A 17,754-nucleotide genomic window follows, 5' to 3' on the forward strand; every position below is an offset into this window, starting at 1 on the left:
ATATCAATATGGGTAATGCATATTTGTGGGTCAAGACATTTCATATTGTCTTTATTGCCTCTTGGTTTGCGGGCTTATTTTATCTGCCACGTATTTTTGTAAATTTAGCCGAAGAAAAAAATAGCTTTGCTTATGAGCGCCTCTTAGGAATGGCCGATCGCCTGTTTCGTTTCATGACTATCTTGGCTGTGCCTGCGGTTTTACTTGGCTTTAGTCTCTGGCTTTATTTTGGCATTGGCGCGGGACAGATATGGATGCACATTAAGCTAGCCTTTATCATTTTGGTGATTGGTTATCACCATGCTTGCTGGAGTTTGTTGAAAAAATTTCGTCAACATAAAAATACAAAAACTGGAGTTTGGTATCGCTGGTTTAATGAAGTGCCCGTACTGTTGCTCATCATTATTGTTGCTTTGGTAGTGCTCAAGCCTTAAGGGCTTGACTCACCATCCTCTTTCATCCTATTTAGATTGCTAGTCTCATGAGATTTTTTGTTGTTTGTCCCGGCGGACTAGAAGTTCCACTTGCTAATGAATTAGCGACGATTGCCGCTCGTCCAGATTCGAAGGCCTTGGGTACGTGGGTGATTGAGCCTACTCCAACAAGCCCTACTGGTGGTGTTGGTTTGGCTGCGCCCCTCGCTGGGGCAATGGCTCTTAATCTCCATTCACGTATTGCCAGTCGGGTTTTACTTGAATTGGCCCAAGCGCCATATAGACAAGAAGAAGATTTATACAAATTAGCCAGTGGCTTAGCTTGGGAAGAGTGGTTTGACTCTAACCAAACCTTGAGAGTCGATGTCACTGCCCATCGCTCACCCTTAAAAAGTCTTAATTTTGCAACGCTGAAGATTAAAGATGCCATTGTGGATCGCTTGCGGGATGTGACTGGTGACAGACCAAGCATTGATACAGCATTTCCGGATGTGCGTGTCCAGGCGCATTTAACGGCAACTCATGTCACGATCTACTTAGATACTTCTGGTGAAGCCTTATTTAAGCGCGGTTGGCGGGATGAAAAAGGTGATGCTCCTTTAAAAGAAAATTTAGCCGCTGGCATTCTATCGATTACCGGTTGGAAGCCATCCCAAACTTTGTTTGATCCAATGTGCGGTAGCGGCACTTTCTTAATTGAAGCAGCCCAAATGGCCTTGGCTATTCCGCCAGGAGCAATTCGTGCAGGAATGTATGGTGATGATGTCAAACCAAGTCGCCTGGCCTATCGACCACTGGTGACCAGCGCACATGGTTTTGGTTTTCAAAGGCTCAAGCCCTTTAATACACCAGCTGAGCAAAAGCGCTGGTCAGCCCTTAAAGAGGCATCGCTGGCAGAAGTACTTGAGAAGCGTAAGCAATTCCCAGATGCCCAATCTTTGGGTATTAGTGGCGGTGATATCAATGAGAGATTGGTTGCGATGTTTAAAGGTAATTGGCAGCGCGCTCAATTACCAGGTTTACCAGTGACAAGGCAGATTGATGCTCTAGCGAGCAAGCCACCTGGAAATACTCAGGGCGGTGTCATGTTGCTGAACCCTCCCTATGGTGAGCGTTTGGTGATTAAGGGTGGTCGCGGTCAGGATCGCGAGAGCGGCAGAGAGTCTGACTACGATCAGGAGGAGCCTGAGGATCGTTTTGCACATAACTTAGAGACGGGCCGCCAGAGTGCGAAGCGTTCAAGCCGTGAATCGTTGAAGCGTCTTCAGGCAGAAGAGGAGCAAGACCCTAAATTTGTTGAATTTCTAAGACAGTTTGGTCAGCATTTGAAGGATGCATTTGGTGGTTGGAATGTATTTGTACTGACTGCAGATATGGCTTTACCTGGCCAATTACGCATCAAGGAATCCAAACGCACTCCTTTATTTAATGGACCTCTTGAGTGCCGTCTATTTAAATTCGAGATGCATGCAAAACGAGATTTTGTAAATGACTCTTCTGAGACCAAAGCGTCTTAAAATCAAATAGAGTCAAATTAGTTAACAAAGCTATTAGGAATGCACCATGGAATTTAAAACTTATATGTGTCTCATTTGTGGTTGGGTCTACGATGAAGCTGCTGGCTTACCAGAAGAGGGAATCGCGCCCGGGACCCTTTGGAAAGACGTACCTATCAATTGGACATGCCCAGAATGTGGTGCACGCAAAGAAGATTTTGAAATGATGGCGATTTAATTTGTCATCGATATCAGTATCAAACTGAGGAAAAGATTGTGGGACAAAACGACGTTTTATTTGAGCGAGCACAAAAGACCATTCCGGGTGGCGTGAATTCTCCAGTGCGTGCATTTCGTCAAGTTGGCGGAATACCGCGTTTTGTCACCCGCGCAAAAGGCCCTTACTTTTGGGATGCAGAGGATAAGCGCTATATAGATTTAATTATGTCCTGGGGCCCCATGATTGTTGGTCATGCCCATCCTGAAGTAGTAGAGGCCGTACAAAGAGCAGCAGAAACCAGTTTTAGTTACGGCGCGCCTACCGAAGGTGAAATCGAGTTGGCCGAGCGCCTTTGTGAATTAATGCCCAGCGTTGAGCAGGTCCGCATGGTTTCTAGCGGCACTGAGGCAACGATGAGTGCCTTGCGTTTAGCCCGTGGTCATACCGGTCGTGATTTGATTATTAAATTTGAGGGCTGTTATCACGGGCATGCTGACAGCTTATTAGTAAAAGCGGGTTCAGGTTTATTAACTTTTGCTGATTCAACTCAAAATGCGCCCTCTTCTGGTGGCGTGCCACATGATTTAGTAAAGCATACCCTCGTATTGCCGTATAACGATGTTGCAGCGCTCGAGGAAGTATTTAAAAATCAGGGCGATCACATTGCAGCAGTCATCTTAGAGCCCATTGCCGGTAATATGAATTTAATTCAGCCTGCGAGTGAGTTTTTGGGTGCAATGCGCAGTCTGACTGCCAAGCATGGTGCGGTATTGATTTATGACGAAGTCATGACGGGTTTCCGAGTGGCATTAGGGGGTGCGCAGTCATTGCAGGGTATTACTCCCGATTTAACTTGCCTAGGGAAGGTGATGGGTGGCGGTATGCCCATGGCTGCTTTCGGGGGTAAAAAAGAGATTATGTCCAAGCTTGCCCCTTTGGGTAATGTCTATCAGGCAGGTACTTTATCTGGCAATCCAGTCGCCGTTGCATCTGGGCTAAAGACTTTAGAGATTATTTCTCGTGCGGGCTTTTATGAATGTCTTACTGCGCAAACCGAAAAACTCATGGCTGGCTTAAAGCAAGCTGCTGATAAAGCACAGATTCCGTTTGCTGTGGATAGCGTAGGCGGCATGTTTGGCTTTTATTTTGCATCCAAAGTCCCCACCTCTTTTGAGGAAGTGACTAAAACCAATATCGATGCTTTTAAGAAATTCTTTCATGCAATGTTGGATGAAGGTGTTTACTTGGCACCATCAGCCTATGAAGCTGGATTTACTTCGATTGCCCACGATAACGAAGTAGTAGCAGCAATCATTACTGCAGCAGAAAAAGCGTTTAAACGGATGTAAGCGGCCTACATGCGTAGTGGATGCTTATAGCCAGCCACTTGAATAATCTCTAATTTTTTAGAGTCTTGATTGGAATCCGGGACTTCCATCGCAGTCAATTTGCCGCCCCATACGCAACCGGTGTCCAGACCAATCACATTGTTTTGTCTTAGGAGTCCTAGTGTTGACCAGTGGCCAAAATAAATTAGGGTCTCCTCGGTTTTGCGTTTAGGTGCCTTGAACCACGGTACGTAACCTTTAGGACCCTTTTCTAATCCCTGGGCACTCTCAAACTCCATTTGTCCGGATGGTGTGCAAAAACGTAAACGTGTGAGTGTGTTGGTAATTACTCTTAAGCGCTCATAGCCCTTAAGAGAATTTGTCCATTTATTAGAGGTATTGCCATACATATTGGCCAGAAAGTCTTTATAAGTTTTTTTGCGCAAGACTTTTTCTACTTCATGTGCGTATTCAAGTGTTTGCTCTAGGCTCCATTGCGGGAGAACGCCGGCATGTACAGCAAGTACTTTGCCGTTGCTAAGGGCCATTGGCCTATTGCGGATCCAATCAATCAGTTCTGCACGATCAGGAGCTTTCAGAATGCCATCGACAGTATCGAGCCCCTTGGCTTTGCGTAGACCCGCATCAATGGCTAGCAAATGAAGGTCATGGTTGCCTAAGATGCATTCAGCGCGACCACTTTCTTGTAACTTTTTAAGTATGCGCAGCGCTCCCAATGAATCTGGGCCGCGATTAACCAAGTCCCCCAAGAAAATCAAATTTGATTTGGCGGGAACTTTTTTAATTAAGGACTTCAGGGAAGGTGCGCATCCCTGCACATCCCCAACAGCATAAATCTTGCTCATGTCTTATCTTAAAGGGTAATTGCGTAACACTACAAAATTCAATACTTATTCAGGGGTAACTTTTTTGACAACGCTATATCGAACCAAGGTCTTTTTGCGCGCCTCATCATGATCGACAACTGGTAAAGGGTAATCTCGTCCCAGTAGTAAGTCGGCTGCCTCAAGCTCAATATGCCCTGAGCGCCATGGCGCATGAATGGATTTTTTTGAAAGCTTGCTTAACTGAGGTAAATAACGTTTGATGAATTTACCTTCTGGATCAAATTTCTCTGATTGGGTAATGGGGTTAAATATGCGGAAATACGGCTGTGCATCGCAACCCGAAGAGGAGGCCCACTGCCATCCACCATTATTTGAAGATAGCTCAAAATCATTGAGATGCTTAGCAAAGTAGGCTTCACCCCAGCGCCAATCGATTCCCAAATCTTTTGTTAGAAAACTGGCTACCACCATCCGCAGACGATTATGCATATAGCCACTTTGATTGAGTTGATGCATGGCGGCATCTACCAGTGGATAGCCTGTTTTACCCTCACACCATGCGGTAAATAGTTTTTTAGCGTGAGAGCTGCTTTCCCATTCAATGTTGTCGTAGTCAGGTTTAAAGCTCACACCATCCGCTAGTCGTGGATGATTAGACAAAATCATGAAATAGAAATCACGCCAAATGAGTTCGCTGAGCCAAATCGTCGCACCCATGCTTCCGGCTAGCATCCGGCGGTGCGCTTCTCGCACCAACCCTCTAATCGAGAGCATGCCAAAGCGTAAATGAGTTGAGAGATAGCTGACTCCTTTCACTGCGGGGAAGTCTCTACCAATTTGATAGTGATCAATGCGTGTTAAAAAATCTTCTAGAAGAGCTTGGCCTCCCTCGGGGCTAGGTGGGAGATGGCTTTCAATCCCAGTGGTACAAAAGCCCATGGATTCTAGTGAGGGGAGCGGTTTATCTAGCGGTTTTGGGATGGCTGCAAATTGGCCCTTTTTTGGGGTGCAGTCATAGGCGGCCAAATCTTTATCTTGTAATGTTTTGAGCCAATTATTTTTATACGGCGTGAAAATAGAAAAGACCGTATTCGAGTTAGTGAGAATTTCTTTCTTCTCAAAAATGACTTGATCTTTAAAAGTCTCAAATTCAATACCGTGCTTTTTTAGTAAGACAGATACAGCCGTATCTCTGGCAATGGCGCTCGGTTCATAGTCATGATTGGTGTAAACGGTTTGTACTCCCAGTGCTTGCGCAATTTGAGGAATGCAATCAACTGGTTTACCAAATTGCACAATCAGCCCGCCACCTTGCTGTCGCAGTTCAGCATCCAATTGTTTCAGTCCTTGCCAAATGAAATCAACCCGCCGATCGGGCGTGAGTTCATTGACGCTGTCCTTTTCGATTAAAGGCTCAAGAATTTCCTGATCAAATATAAATGCCAGCCAAACTGAGCCGCTATTTTTAAGGGCGTGATGCAGGGCTGCCTGGTCATACAGGCGTAAATCGCGACGGAGCCAAACAAGTGCTTTTTGCATAGCCCCTATATTAGGGCTATTTGAGGGGTCTTGCTTGATGGGCGGGTTAAGATCCCTATTAACAATGGATACGATCTTTTTTATTCTTTCTAAAGTGGTGCAGTTTGGTATTGAGCCTCTCAATTGGGCTCTCTTATTTATATTGTTATCTGTTCTTTTCCTGGCTCTTAGAAAAACCCATTTAGTTAAACGGTTTTTACTACTCGGGCTGATTGATTTGTTGGTAGTGGGTTACCTACCTACTTCTGAGCTCCCCCTCCGTGTTTTAGAAGACCTTGTTCCAAAATCACCTTTAACGAGTATTGCAGGGGAGCAGATAGGAGCTATTGTTATTTTGGGTGGCGCAGTCGAAGGCGGACTCATAGGTCCCGAGCGTGGCGAGGTATCTCTAGAGGGCTCTGCGGAGCGAGTCACTAAGGGTTTGGAGTTGATGCGCACACACCCAAACACCCCTTTTATTTATAGTGGTTTTTCGGGCAAGCTCGTACCCAGAGGCATTTCTGAGGCAGATGCTTTTAGGGCTTTGGTACATGAGCAAGGCTTGGAAGGGCATCCTGGCTATTATGAAAATCAATCACGTAATACCTATGAAAATGTATTGTTTATTAAACAAATATTGAAGCAAATCCATGGTGAAAATGAAGCAATCAAGCCTGTGCTCTTGATTACCTCTGCGAGCCATATGTATCGCTCTATTCAGTTTTTTGAGAAACAAGAGATGGCGGTAATTCCTGTGCCGGTCGATTATCAAACGGGAACCTCTGTTTCCTCGGTTCATTGGGGAGTTTTTGATCTTACCGAGGGGTCTAGGTTGTGGAATCGACTGCTACACGAGTTAATTGGTTTGGCTGCCTATTGGGTTACAGGAAAACTCTAGATATTCGGTAAAATATTACCTATATGTCTACGGCCAAAAAAGCCTCCCATGAAGCTTCGGACCCCAGGTCTGATTTAGATCCCGCTATTTCTTTTTCGGCCGACCATCTGGCTAATCAATTCTTAATTGCCATGCCAGGCATGCAAGATCCTAATTTTGCGGGAACTGTGATCTATCTTTTTGAGCACACCGAAAGAGGTGCGATGGGCTTGGTTGTGAATCGACCCACTGAGGTCAATATGGCAACTCTTTTTGACAAGATTGATCTCAAGCTTGAAATTGCTCCACTTTTAGAGCAACCAGTCTATTTTGGAGGTCCTGTTCAGGTTGAGCGTGGTTTTGTGCTCCATGCGCCCATGGAAAATCCCAGCTACCGATCTTCATTAATTGTGCCTGAAGGTCTGACAATGACGACTTCTAAAGATGTCCTGGAGGCAGTTGCCGCCGGCACTGGACCAAGTCCATTCTTGATGACTTTGGGCTATTCAGGTTGGGGTGCCGGTCAATTGGAAGAAGAGATTAGCCTAAATGGCTGGATGAATGTGCCACTATCGCAAGCGCAAATGGTGGAGATTATTTTTAATACCCCTGTAGGTGAACGTTATTCCCGCACTATGAACTATCTAGGCTTTGATGTTTCGCATCTCTCAGGAGAGGCTGGGCATGCCTAGTGGTCAAGGCGTCATGGCCTTTGATTACGGGACTCGCAGAATTGGTGTTGCGATCGGAAATTCCATCAGTCGGGTTGGCCATCCACTAAAAACGATTTCCCATGCAAATGCGCAAATGCGCTTTCAGGAGATTGAGGACCTGCTTAAGGAGTGGCAGCCAGATCAGCTGGTGGTTGGTCTTCCAGTCCATCCTGACGGCACTGAACATGAGATGACGCAGAAGGCTAAACGCTTTGGTAATCAATTGCATGGCCGCTTTCATCTGCCTGTGCAATGGGTGGATGAGCGCTATACCTCTGCAGTTTTAGAGGGTGACGCCAAGATGCAGGACAATCTAGATAGCCATAGTGCTGCGCTTATTTTGGAGCAGTTTTTTGCTGAGTTGGCGGCTAAACAGAATAAAGTATTGGATAGATGATGAATGCAGAATTGCTGTATACCAAATTGCTAGAAAAACTGCGCCAGCGAGCCCAAAGTGGGCCATTTGAGCTGGTTGGTTTGGCAATGGGTGGCGCTTGGATTGCAGAGCGTTTAGCCGGTGATCTTGGTCTGGCGCATTATGGCGTCATTAATGTTGCGTTTCATCGTGATGATTATGCTGAGAAAGGCATGACTGCCTTGCGTACCGCAAGCACCATGTCTACGCATCTGCCATTCGAGGTGAATGGCGCTACTGTCATTCTGATTGATGATGTGCTGCTTACTGGTAGAACGGTGCGCGCTGCATTAAATGAATTATTTGATTTTGGCAGGCCAGCTGCGGTTGAGTTAATGGTTTTGGCCGACCGTGGCAAGCGCGAGTTGCCAATCAGCACTGACTTTTCTGGTGAAGAAATCCTACTACCTGATAGACAAATTTTAGTTTTAGAAAAAGACGATGCTGGCAAGTTCAATTTCCAACTTGAGGAGCGTACAGCATGAGTATGGCGGATAAGATGGTCAATCAATTTAACGCAGCCGGTGAATTAACGCATCTACTGACTCTGGAGGGCTTGCCCAAAGATCAGATCGTGCATATTTTAGATACGGCACAACAATTTGTGAGTGTGACTGATCCCTCAAGAGAGGTAAAAAAGGTTCCTCTATTACGCGGTAAAAGCGTATTTAATCTTTTCTTCGAGAATTCCACGCGGACGCGCACTACATTTGAGATTGCTGCAAAACGCCTATCTGCCGATGTGATCAATCTAGATATTTCCACCTCTTCAACTGCCAAGGGCGAAAGTCTTTTGGATACGATTGATAATTTAGTGGCAATGCAGGCTGATATTTTTGTGGTTCGTCATAGCACTTCGCGTGCGCCGATTGAAATTGCCAACCATGTGCCCCCACACGTTCATGTAGTCAATGCAGGTGATGGTAGTAACCAGCATCCCACCCAAGGCTTGCTCGATATGTACACGATGCGTCATTTCAAGCGGGATTTTCGTGGCTTGAAAGTGGCCATCATCGGAGATATTGTTCATAGCCGGGTTGCTAAATCTAATATTCACGCCCTGACTACTCTCGGTTGCGAAGAAATTCGCGCAATCGGGCCCGAGAGTTTACTGCCGAGCAATTTGGATATGATGGGTGTGAAAGTATTTCATAGCATGGAAGAGGGGCTCAAGGGTGTAGACGTTGTGATGACTTTGCGTATTCAGAAAGAACGCATGGAGGCAGGGCAAGTTCCAGAGGGCGCTGCTTTCTTTAGTCAATATGGCCTGACCCCAGCCCGTTTGGCTTTAGCAAAACCAGATGCCATCGTGATGCATCCGGGCCCTATGAATCGTGGTGTGGAAATAGATTCTGCAGTGGCAGATGGGCCCCAGTCAGTGATCTTGAATCAAGTTACTTTTGGGATTGCAGTTCGTATGGCTGTCATGTCGATAGTGGCAGGTAATTAAGAAAGTTCTTAAAGTGAGCCAAGCTATCCCAGTTGTAACTGAAAATAAGCGCTGGCTTATTTTGACCCATGCATTCAATATGGATGGCCGCGCAGCTAGCTTGACCATCACCGACAAGATTCCCTATCTTTTGGAGGCTGGAGTTGAGCCGATTGTTTTCAGTGCCATTACGGGAATGAAAGATAAGCGCTTTCCACACTATCAATTTTTAGCTTGGGGACCTGCAGGATTTCGGTTTGATTTTCGTCATTGGATAGCAAATCAATATGGGCGCGGGCTTTTTTATAAAATCACAACGCGAACTGTATCTATCTTGTTGGCACCCTTGATTGCCATAGAAAAATTATGCTTGGGATATTCAAGCCAATGGTCTTGGGCGCTCCCGGCATTTATTCATGGGTATCGATTAATTCGCTCAGGAAAAGTGGATGTAGTTTTTTCAGTAGGTAGTGCATGGTCAGCGCACCTAGCTGGCGTATGGCTCAAAAAAGCTACAGGGGTTGAATTAATCTCCGAGGTTCATGATCCCCTGGTCATTCGCAAAAGTCCAGTGGATCAGGGGTTTGAGAGGCCCAAAAATCGGGATGCGCGTTTTCGACATTATTTGGAAAATCAACTCACCCGTTTCTCCAATAAAGTATGGTGGTTTACTGAGGGTGCTTTGCATTATGCAAAGGTTCGTAATCCCAATCTAAACACTCCAAACAATGCACACGGATTTGTTGTCACACCTGGGGCTGAGCCACCTGGCAGCTTGGCCGCAAGTAAAAAACATGAATATACGAATCAATTAAACCTGTGTCATTTCGGTTCGCTGGCGAATGATCGGTCACTATCAACTATCTTAAAAGCGCTAGTGCCTTTATTCAATAAATACCCACAGGCAAGACAATGTATTCGTGTACATGCTTATGGCGCACCCTTGGATACACTGAGTATTGAAGCGATTAAGCAGTTTGCTTTTGAAGATATCTTATTGGCTCATGGGCGTCTTGAAAAAGATCTGCAAACAGGCAAGTCTGGTCGTGAGCGGGTGGTAGAAAAAATGCAAGATGCAGATGTATTGATTCTGCTGCATGGTAACGATGAATGGTGTGCGGAGTACATTCCATCTAAATTTTATGATTACCTCTGGACGGGTCGTCCTATCTGGGGAATTACCCATCGCAACCCCCAGTTAGATCAGATGCTTCTCGATAGAGGGTCCTATATAAGCCCCGAGGGCGATGCCCAAGCAGTAGCAAGTACTCTGGAAAAAATTTGGTTAGACTGGCAGAATAAGCACTTAATCGAACCGGTATGGAAGCCAATTGGTGTGGATCAGGCTGTTAAGACTATTCTGACAGAAGTGCAAGCAAGGTAGCCTAGAATCTAATTATTCTTAAAAAATCAGGGAATCATTTGCAAGACTTTGTTCTTTACTGTAAATCTTACTCACAAGACTTTTTACGCTTAAAAAGACTGCTCGATTCTGTAAAGAAATTTAACGTCGATCAAATCCCTTTTTTTATTTCCACACCGCAGACTGAGAAAGACTTACTGATTTCCCTTATTGGTGTAGATGGTTATTCTTGGGTTGCGGACGAAGAAATTGTTCGCGCAAATCCATTGGCTGATTTTTCTAAATATCAATCCATGGCTGGCGGCTTGTCACAACAGATTATTAAGTCAGAATTCTGGCGCCTTGGTTTAACTGAAAATTATCTTTGCTTGGATTCGGATAGTTTCTTTATTCGAGAATTTAGAAAATCTGATTTTGTTTCGGATCAAAATATTCCTTATACTGTTTTACATCAGAATAAAGAGTTATTTCAACTTGCTGCTGATCGAGGTTATTCGAAGGTAAAACATAACCTACGTCTTGAAGCGGAGCGTGTACAAAATTTATTTGAGCGTCAGGGCCCACTTTTTTATTGCGCGCCATCGCCATTTAACTGGTCTGCTAAAGTATGGAAGACCTTGGATGCTGAGTATTTGCAAGCTCGGAAAATATCCATATGGGATTTGATTACCCCCGACCTTCCAGAGTCTTTGATTTATGGGGAAGCCCTGCTTAAATATCAAGCCATCCCATTAATAGCTATAGAGCCTTTATTCAGAGTCTATCACTACGATTGGCAATACTATTTAATGAAACGCCTAGGCGAGACACCAGAAAAAATCGCGCAGAATTACTTGGGACTTATTTGCCAGTCAGCCTGGGAGGCAGAACTTGATTTCAAGCAGTCATCAAAGTCATTGCCATCTCGACTGCTCAAGCGAGCAAAGCGTCTAGCCAAACATATTCATGCTTATTTTTGAAGGTAAAATTAGGCATTAAATTTATAACAAGATGACCTTCGTTTCATCAGGTCAATCTTCTTAGTCATTGGATCTATATGATTTTAGTCACTGGTGGTGCAGGCTTTATTGGTGGTAATTTTGTTTTAGACTGGTTAAAAGAGTCAAATAGTGAAGGCATTATTAATTTAGATAAATTAACCTATGCTGGTAATTTAGCTACTTTGGCTTCATTAAAAGATGATCCAAGACATCTCTTTGTGCATGGCGATATTGGCGATAAAGAGCTTGTACAGCGGGTATTGAGTGAGCACAAGCCAAGAGCGATTGTGAATTTTGCTGCAGAAAGCCATGTAGATCGATCGATACATGGGCCAGCTGAATTTGTGCAGACCAATATTGTTGGTACATTTAATCTGCTGGAGTGCGCTCGCGAATACTGGAATAAGCTAGATGTGGATAAAAAAGCCCAGTTTCGCTTTCACCATGTATCTACTGATGAGGTATACGGGTCTTTGACAGCAACAGATCCGGCCTTTACTGAAAAAAATCCCTATGAACCTAACAGTCCATACTCCGCCTCGAAGGCAGCCTCAGACCATTTAGTACGCGCCTGGTTTCACACTTATGGATTCCCTGTTGTCACGACAAATTGTTCCAATAATTATGGACCTTACCACTTTCCGGAAAAATTAATTCCTTTGGTGATTCTCAATGCGCTCAACAGTAAACCGTTACCTATTTATGGGGATGGCCAGCAAGTCCGTGATTGGTTATATGTGGGTGACCATTGTTCGGCGATTCGTGAAGTGCTTGCAAATGGTAGGCTTGGCGAAACCTACAACATTGGTGGCTGGAATGAAAAAGCTAACCTCGATGTGGTGAAGACGATTTGCAACATACTCAATGAGCTAAAGCCGAGGATCGATGGGAAGTCTTACGCTGAGCAAATTACTTTTGTGAAAGATCGCCCTGGTCATGATCGCCGCTATGCAATTAATGCTAGCAAGGTTGAACGTGAATTAGGTTGGCGTCCTGCCGAAACATTTGATACCGGTATTCGCAAAACAGTGCAGTGGTATCTAGATAACCCCGAATGGATTGAAGGTGTTGTCAGCGGCTCTTATCGTGATTGGTTATCTAAACAATACCAGTAAACCTTCTTCTCTGGTTAAATAATCTCGCATGATAAAAATACTCCTTTTTGGAAAAGATGGGCAGCTCGGTAAAGCGTTTCAGAAACACTTTGCAAGTCTTAATGTCAATCTGCTCTCAAACACACAGATTCAATATGTGGGGCGTGCGCAGTGTGATCTTAGTGATGATGCCAGTATTGATGAACTCTTAAGTCAATTTCAGCCCCATCTCATTATTAATGCGGCCGCCTATACGGCGGTAGACAAAGCAGAAACAGAGTCGGAGTTAGCCTTTGCGATTAATGCAAAAGCGCCTGAGCGTATGGCGCTTTATGCTGCCAACAATAACGCTACTTTTCTACATTATTCAACTGATTATGTATTTGATGGTGAGAAGTATGGCTTCTATTTAGAGGGTGATATGCGTAATCCTCTGGGCGTCTACGGCAAAAGTAAAGCGGCTGGTGAGGAGGCCGTAGTGAGGGCATTTGCTGCGGGTACTGGCGGCCAATACGCCATTTGTCGCGCTAGCTGGGTATATGGTGATGGGGGTAATTTCATTCGCACTATTTTGCGTTTAGCAAAAGAGCGGGCGGAATTAGGCATCATTCATGATCAGTATGGTGTACCTACTAGCGCCGATTGGTTGGCTAGGGTGACTTTAAATTTAGCCCTGAGCGGCCAATTGGAGTTAAAGAAATTTCCTTCAGGGATTTATCATGCTGTTCCCTCTGGCGAAACCTCTTGGCATGGTTTGGCATGCTTGGCCGTGCAATCTGCCCTAGACGCAGGAGTGGAGTTAAAGGCCAAACCTGCGGCAATCAGGCCGATCTTGGCTGTTGACTACCCCTTACCAGCGCCAAGGCCCATGAATTCAAGGATGGAGACGGCTAAATTGAGGCATGCATTAGTCATGTCTTTGGGTGATAGTTCTGACTCTTATAATGATCAAACAATTAACTCACTCTTTCCTCGGTGGGACTTATTGGTTCAGAAGTACGTAGCCGAATTAGCGGCAAAAAATTTAATTTAAATTTCCGTAATTTTGATTGCGGCGACCATAAGGTAGGTTTGTAATGACGGTAAATCGTAAGGGCATTATTTTGGCAGGCGGATCTGGCACACGTCTTTATCCGGTGACTCAAGCGGTATCTAAACAGTTGATGCCCGTCTACGACAAGCCCATGGTCTATTACCCTTTAACCACTTTGATGCTTGCCGGTATCCGAGATATTTTGTTAATTTCTACCCCGCATGACACACCACGCTTTTCTGAATTACTGGGCGATGGCTCTCAATGGGGCCTCAATATTGAATATTGTGTACAACCTTCTCCGGATGGCTTGGCACAAGCATTTACCTTAGGCAAACACTTTGTTGGCAATAACCCAAGCGCTCTAGTTCTTGGGGATAATATTTTCTACGGCCATGAATTAGTCGAGCAGCTCAATAGTGCCAATAGCAGGCATTCTGGGGCTACTGTATTTGCTTATCATGTAAATGATCCAGAACGCTATGGCGTGGTGGAGTTTGACAAAGATTACAAAGCCCTTTCGATTGAAGAGAAGCCCGCCAAGCCTAGAAGTAGTTACGCTGTGACGGGTTTATATTTTTACGATAATCAGGTTTGCGATATTGCTGCCGCCATCAAGCCGAGCGCCCGTGGCGAGTTGGAGATTACCGATGTCAATCGTGTTTATCTTGAAAAAAATGAATTGAGCGTGGAAATCATGGGGCGTGGTTTTGCATGGCTCGACACCGGCACGCATGACTCACTCTTGGATGCGGCAGGCTTTATTGCGACCCTGCAAAAACGTCAGGGTTTGATGGTTGCTTGCCCTGAAGAAATTGCTTACCGTCAAGGTTGGATCAGCGCCGATCTTGTGCAAAAAGTGGCGGCACAATTAAGTAAAAATAGCTACGGCCAATATTTGAGCAAAATTTTGCATGAGCTCAACACATCGGCTCAGCCAATTGCGATATCGACTAGAAAGACTATTTAATGACTGCTAATCTTTCGCATCCGAAGCTTGCTTTAATACCAACTGCAATCCATGATGTCTTTGTGGTGGAGCCTAAGGTATTTGGTGACGAACGCGGTTGGTTTACAGAATCTTTCAATGCACATGATTTTGCCCAGGCCACTGGCTTAAAGGTGGAATTTGTTCAAGATAATCATTCCTTTTCTCGTCAATGGACTTTGCGTGGTTTGCACTATCAGTTAGAGCAAACTCAGGGCAAATTGGTCAGAGTAGTTGCAGGCAGTGTTTTTGATGTAGCGGTTGATATTCGTAAAGACTCTCCTACCTATGGAAAGTGGGTGGGGGTGGAGCTCAGCGCTCAAAATCACAAGCAATTATGGATACCAGCCGGTTTAGCGCATGGTTTTTTGGTTTTATCTGAAAACGCAGAATTTCTCTATAAGACAACGGATTACTACCATCCGCAAAGCGAGGCTTGCTTGGCCTGGAATGATCCCACGGTAGGTATCCAATGGCCCTTAGCCGCTGGTGTTGCTCCTAATATGAACGCGAAGGATGCCGCGGGCCTTCTTTGGGATGCAGCCCCGAAGTTTTAAAGCGCTTGGCAAAAAATAAGATAATGCTCGTATGAGCAACGCATCAGCTAACGCCCCTAAAATTTTGCTAGTCAAGCTCTCCTCTCTGGGGGATGTGCTTCACAATCTGCCAATAGTTTGGGACTTACGTGCTCGCTTGCCCAATGCGCAAATCGATTGGGTCGTAGAAGAAGCTTATGTTCATCTTCTTGAGCCTTTGCTCTCGAAAGATGGTTTTAGAGGCATTGATCGCATTATTCCATTGGGCTTGCGACGCTGGAAAAAATCGATATTCAAAATCAATTCTTGGAAGCAGTTCTTTGCTTTCAAAAAAGAGTTGCAAGCAAAGACCTATGATGTACTGATTGAAACCCAAGGTTTGCTCAAGTCAGCGCTAGTCTGTGCATTAGCAAATAAAAGTAAGGATGCGCAGGTGATTGGCTTGGCAAATGCCACTAAATTTTCTGGATATGAGCCCCTGGCGCGTGCTTTTTATACTGAATCAGTTCAGGTCCCCAAGCAATGCCATGCGGTGGATCGTTCGCGGTGGCTCACTTGCGCAGCTTTTGATTGGCCTGTAATGAATCGATCAACTACCCCACATTTTTATCCAGAAAACTTTGTGGCTAATTTGGCGAATACTCACTTTGCAGGAATACAAAAGCCATATGTATTATTTTTTCATTCCACAGCCAGAGATGCTAAGCGCTGGCCAAATGAGAGTTGGGTTGCGTTAGGTAATGTATTGGCAAAAGAAGGTTATCAAGTCGTTCTGCCATGGGGTAATCCAGCCGAAAAGCAGGTAAGTGAGGAATTGGCTTTGCAGATCGCGGGTGCACTTGTGCCTGAGCGTTTTTCTATTGCGCAAGCTTTTGGCTTGATAGCGGGTGCTGCTCTCACGGTGGGGGTCGATACTGGCCTGACTCATCTTGCTGCAGTACTTGGTAAGGCCACAGTAGAGATTTACTGCGATTCACCGACATGGAAGACCGAGGGGTATTGGTCAAAACAAATTCGCAATACTGGCGATATGGGTAAGTCTCCTAGTGCTAGTGAGGTGATAGATGCTTCTCTGGAGCTGCTGCATCAAGCCTAATCATTTTTTATTGAAACCGCTTCTACCTTTAAAATTGAGACTATGGAAATCATATTGTTATTAAAAGCACTTATTTTGGGTGTGGTTGAAGGTTTAACAGAGTTTTTGCCCGTGTCGAGTACGGGGCATCTCATCTTGGTGGGCGATTTACTGAATTTCAATGACGAGAGGGGTAAAGCCTTTGAGGTCATTATTCAATTTGGCGCCATCTTGGCAGTCTGTTGGGAGTTTCGTGAAAAGCTTTTAAAAGTGGCGTGCTCGTTTAAAACCAGCCCAGTCGCACGTCGTTTTGTACTCAATTTATTGATTGCGGCTGCCCCTGCAATGGGCTTGGGCTATCTGTTTAGCAAACATATCAAAGCAGTCCTGTTTGCTCCAATACCAGTGGCCACAGCATTCATTGTTGGCGCCCTTGTGATCTTTTGGGCTGAGCGTCGTCAGGCTAGGGTTGGTACGGGTGCCAATAAGGCTTACATCCAGTCTATTGATGATCTCACTCCTTTGGATGCCTTGAAGGTGGGGATAGCGCAATGTGCTGCATTAATACCGGGAACCTCTCGCTCTGGCGCCACCATTATTGGTGGGATGTTATTTGGTCTCCCGCGCGTTGTCGCTACAGAGTTCTCTTTTTTCTTGGCTATTCCTGTCATTGGAGGGGCTACGGCTTATGAGCTGTTAAAACTTTGGAAATCTCCAGTACCCATTTCTGGAGATTACAGTTTGGCAATTCTGGTGGGTTTTGTCGCAGCTTTTATTTCTGCCTTTATCTGCGTGCGTTGGTTATTGCACTATGTGGCTCATCACAATTTCATTCCGTTTGCTTGGTATCGCATTGTTTTTGGACTTTTGATATTGATTAGCGCCTACAGTGGCTTAGTTAGTTGGACACAATAATTTAGTTTGTACAAGGAAGCGCTATGGATGTATCAATTGATGCTATTACCAATAATATTCAGCTTGCGCTTGCGCCAGTATTTCTATTGACGGCAGTGGCTACTTTACTCAATGCCATCTCAACGCGATTAGCGCGCTCAGTAGATCGGATGCGAGAGATTCTGAAAAGAATTTCTGATGGACACATCACCGATGAAAAAATGCTCAAGCATATGCATCGCGAGGCAAATGAAGCGAAGATTCGTGGACGGCTTTGCACAGCCTCTATTTTCTTTGATGTACTAAGCGGCATCTTTATTTCATTAACCGTTCTGGAGCTCTTTTTCTTCCAGGCAGGTGCAGTGCGATCTTTGCAAACTAGCTATGTGATTTGGACATTTGTACTGGGTTTATTGTCCTTTATGCTTTCTCTCTCAATTATTTTGGGTGAAGTGGTCTATGCCTACCGTTCAGCTGGTTGGTTTATTCCAGGCTCTGAGTTAAATAAATAAC

The 17,754-nt window shown here is 45.0% G+C and carries 20 protein-coding genes; 18 read left to right on the forward strand and 2 right to left on the reverse strand.

From position 1 onward, the window contains the following. Positions 1-8 precede the first annotated feature (8 nt). From M2125_RS00160 to hemL, 4 genes are read left to right on the forward strand one after another with little or no spacing between them, the layout of a single operon-like run. Positions 9-434, forward strand: coding sequence for a CopD family protein (locus M2125_RS00160; RefSeq protein ID WP_280742292.1), 426 nt, complete (start codon positions 9-11; stop codon positions 432-434). Between the two features lie 47 nt (positions 435-481). Further along, on the forward strand, positions 482-1,951 hold the full coding sequence (locus M2125_RS00165) for a THUMP domain-containing class I SAM-dependent RNA methyltransferase (RefSeq protein ID WP_280742293.1): 1,470 nt from the start codon (positions 482-484) through the stop codon (positions 1,949-1,951). A gap of 46 nt (positions 1,952-1,997) precedes the next feature. Further along, the gene (locus M2125_RS00170) at positions 1,998-2,168 is read left to right on the forward strand and encodes a rubredoxin (RefSeq protein WP_076024011.1); all 171 of its coding nucleotides are present in this window, start codon (positions 1,998-2,000) and stop codon (positions 2,166-2,168) included. 38 nt (positions 2,169-2,206) lie between these two features. Further along, positions 2,207-3,499, forward strand: coding sequence for a glutamate-1-semialdehyde 2,1-aminomutase (hemL, locus tag M2125_RS00175; protein ID WP_280742294.1), 1,293 nt, complete (start codon positions 2,207-2,209; stop codon positions 3,497-3,499). A 5-nt stretch (positions 3,500-3,504) separates the two neighbouring features. Here hemL and M2125_RS00180 read toward each other — a convergent pair whose 3' ends face one another. Beyond that, positions 3,505-4,344 (reverse strand): symmetrical bis(5'-nucleosyl)-tetraphosphatase, encoded by an 840-nt coding sequence (locus M2125_RS00180; RefSeq protein ID WP_280742295.1) that lies wholly within the window; start codon positions 4,342-4,344, stop codon positions 3,505-3,507. Between the two features lie 45 nt (positions 4,345-4,389). Beyond that, entirely contained in the window at positions 4,390-5,865 is a 1,476-nt protein-coding gene (locus tag M2125_RS00185) for a cryptochrome/photolyase family protein (protein WP_076024014.1), read from the reverse strand. A 64-nt stretch (positions 5,866-5,929) separates the two neighbouring features. Between M2125_RS00185 and M2125_RS00190 the strand changes: the two genes are divergently transcribed. The 14 genes from M2125_RS00190 to M2125_RS00255 all read left to right on the forward strand — a co-directional run bounded on the left by M2125_RS00190 (position 5,930) and on the right by M2125_RS00255 (position 17,753). Next, positions 5,930-6,742: a YdcF family protein gene (locus M2125_RS00190; protein WP_280742296.1), complete on the forward strand. Its 813-nt coding sequence runs from the start codon at positions 5,930-5,932 to the stop codon at positions 6,740-6,742. A 131-nt stretch (positions 6,743-6,873) separates the two neighbouring features. After that, positions 6,874-7,413, forward strand: a complete 540-nt coding sequence (locus M2125_RS00195; RefSeq protein WP_277540693.1) for a YqgE/AlgH family protein — start codon at positions 6,874-6,876, stop codon at positions 7,411-7,413. Continuing rightward, on the forward strand, positions 7,406-7,831 hold the full coding sequence (ruvX, locus tag M2125_RS00200) for a Holliday junction resolvase RuvX (protein ID WP_280742297.1): 426 nt from the start codon (positions 7,406-7,408) through the stop codon (positions 7,829-7,831). The genes M2125_RS00195 and ruvX overlap by 8 nt, the downstream gene beginning before the upstream one ends. Next, entirely contained in the window at positions 7,831-8,334 is a 504-nt protein-coding gene (gene pyrR, locus M2125_RS00205; protein ID WP_420875817.1) for a bifunctional pyr operon transcriptional regulator/uracil phosphoribosyltransferase PyrR, read from the forward strand. The genes ruvX and pyrR overlap by 1 nt, the downstream gene beginning before the upstream one ends. Positions 8,335-8,336: 2 nt before the next feature. After that, entirely contained in the window at positions 8,337-9,299 is a 963-nt protein-coding gene (locus M2125_RS00210; RefSeq protein ID WP_277540426.1) for an aspartate carbamoyltransferase catalytic subunit, read from the forward strand. A 13-nt stretch (positions 9,300-9,312) separates the two neighbouring features. Continuing rightward, positions 9,313-10,662 (forward strand): glycosyltransferase family protein, encoded by a 1,350-nt coding sequence (locus tag M2125_RS00215; protein ID WP_277540424.1) that lies wholly within the window; start codon positions 9,313-9,315, stop codon positions 10,660-10,662. A gap of 38 nt (positions 10,663-10,700) precedes the next feature. Then, positions 10,701-11,600: a DUF6492 family protein gene (locus tag M2125_RS00220; RefSeq protein ID WP_277540422.1), complete on the forward strand. Its 900-nt coding sequence runs from the start codon at positions 10,701-10,703 to the stop codon at positions 11,598-11,600. 77 nt (positions 11,601-11,677) lie between these two features. Further along, positions 11,678-12,736, forward strand: coding sequence for a dTDP-glucose 4,6-dehydratase (rfbB, locus tag M2125_RS00225; protein WP_277540420.1), 1,059 nt, complete (start codon positions 11,678-11,680; stop codon positions 12,734-12,736). Positions 12,737-12,764: 28 nt separating this feature from the next. Beyond that, positions 12,765-13,748, forward strand: a complete 984-nt coding sequence (rfbD, locus tag M2125_RS00230; protein ID WP_280742298.1) for a dTDP-4-dehydrorhamnose reductase — start codon at positions 12,765-12,767, stop codon at positions 13,746-13,748. Between the two features lie 43 nt (positions 13,749-13,791). Next, complete coding sequence (gene rfbA, locus M2125_RS00235; RefSeq protein WP_076024024.1) at positions 13,792-14,718, forward strand: glucose-1-phosphate thymidylyltransferase RfbA; 927 nt, start codon at positions 13,792-13,794, stop codon at positions 14,716-14,718. Further along, positions 14,718-15,293: a dTDP-4-dehydrorhamnose 3,5-epimerase gene (gene rfbC, locus M2125_RS00240; RefSeq protein ID WP_076024025.1), complete on the forward strand. Its 576-nt coding sequence runs from the start codon at positions 14,718-14,720 to the stop codon at positions 15,291-15,293. The genes rfbA and rfbC overlap by 1 nt, the downstream gene beginning before the upstream one ends. 31 nt (positions 15,294-15,324) lie before the next feature. Then, entirely contained in the window at positions 15,325-16,368 is a 1,044-nt protein-coding gene (waaC, locus tag M2125_RS00245) for a lipopolysaccharide heptosyltransferase I (protein ID WP_280742300.1), read from the forward strand. Positions 16,369-16,410: 42 nt separating this feature from the next. Continuing rightward, positions 16,411-17,262: an undecaprenyl-diphosphate phosphatase gene (locus M2125_RS00250; RefSeq protein ID WP_277540411.1), complete on the forward strand. Its 852-nt coding sequence runs from the start codon at positions 16,411-16,413 to the stop codon at positions 17,260-17,262. A 23-nt stretch (positions 17,263-17,285) separates the two neighbouring features. Further along, positions 17,286-17,753, forward strand: coding sequence for a DUF2721 domain-containing protein (locus tag M2125_RS00255; protein ID WP_076024028.1), 468 nt, complete (start codon positions 17,286-17,288; stop codon positions 17,751-17,753). The last annotated feature ends 1 nt before the right edge of the window (position 17,754 follow it).

Source organism: Polynucleobacter sphagniphilus (assembly GCF_029892205.1).
GTDB classification, from domain to species: Bacteria; Pseudomonadota; Gammaproteobacteria; order Burkholderiales; family Burkholderiaceae; genus Polynucleobacter; species Polynucleobacter sphagniphilus.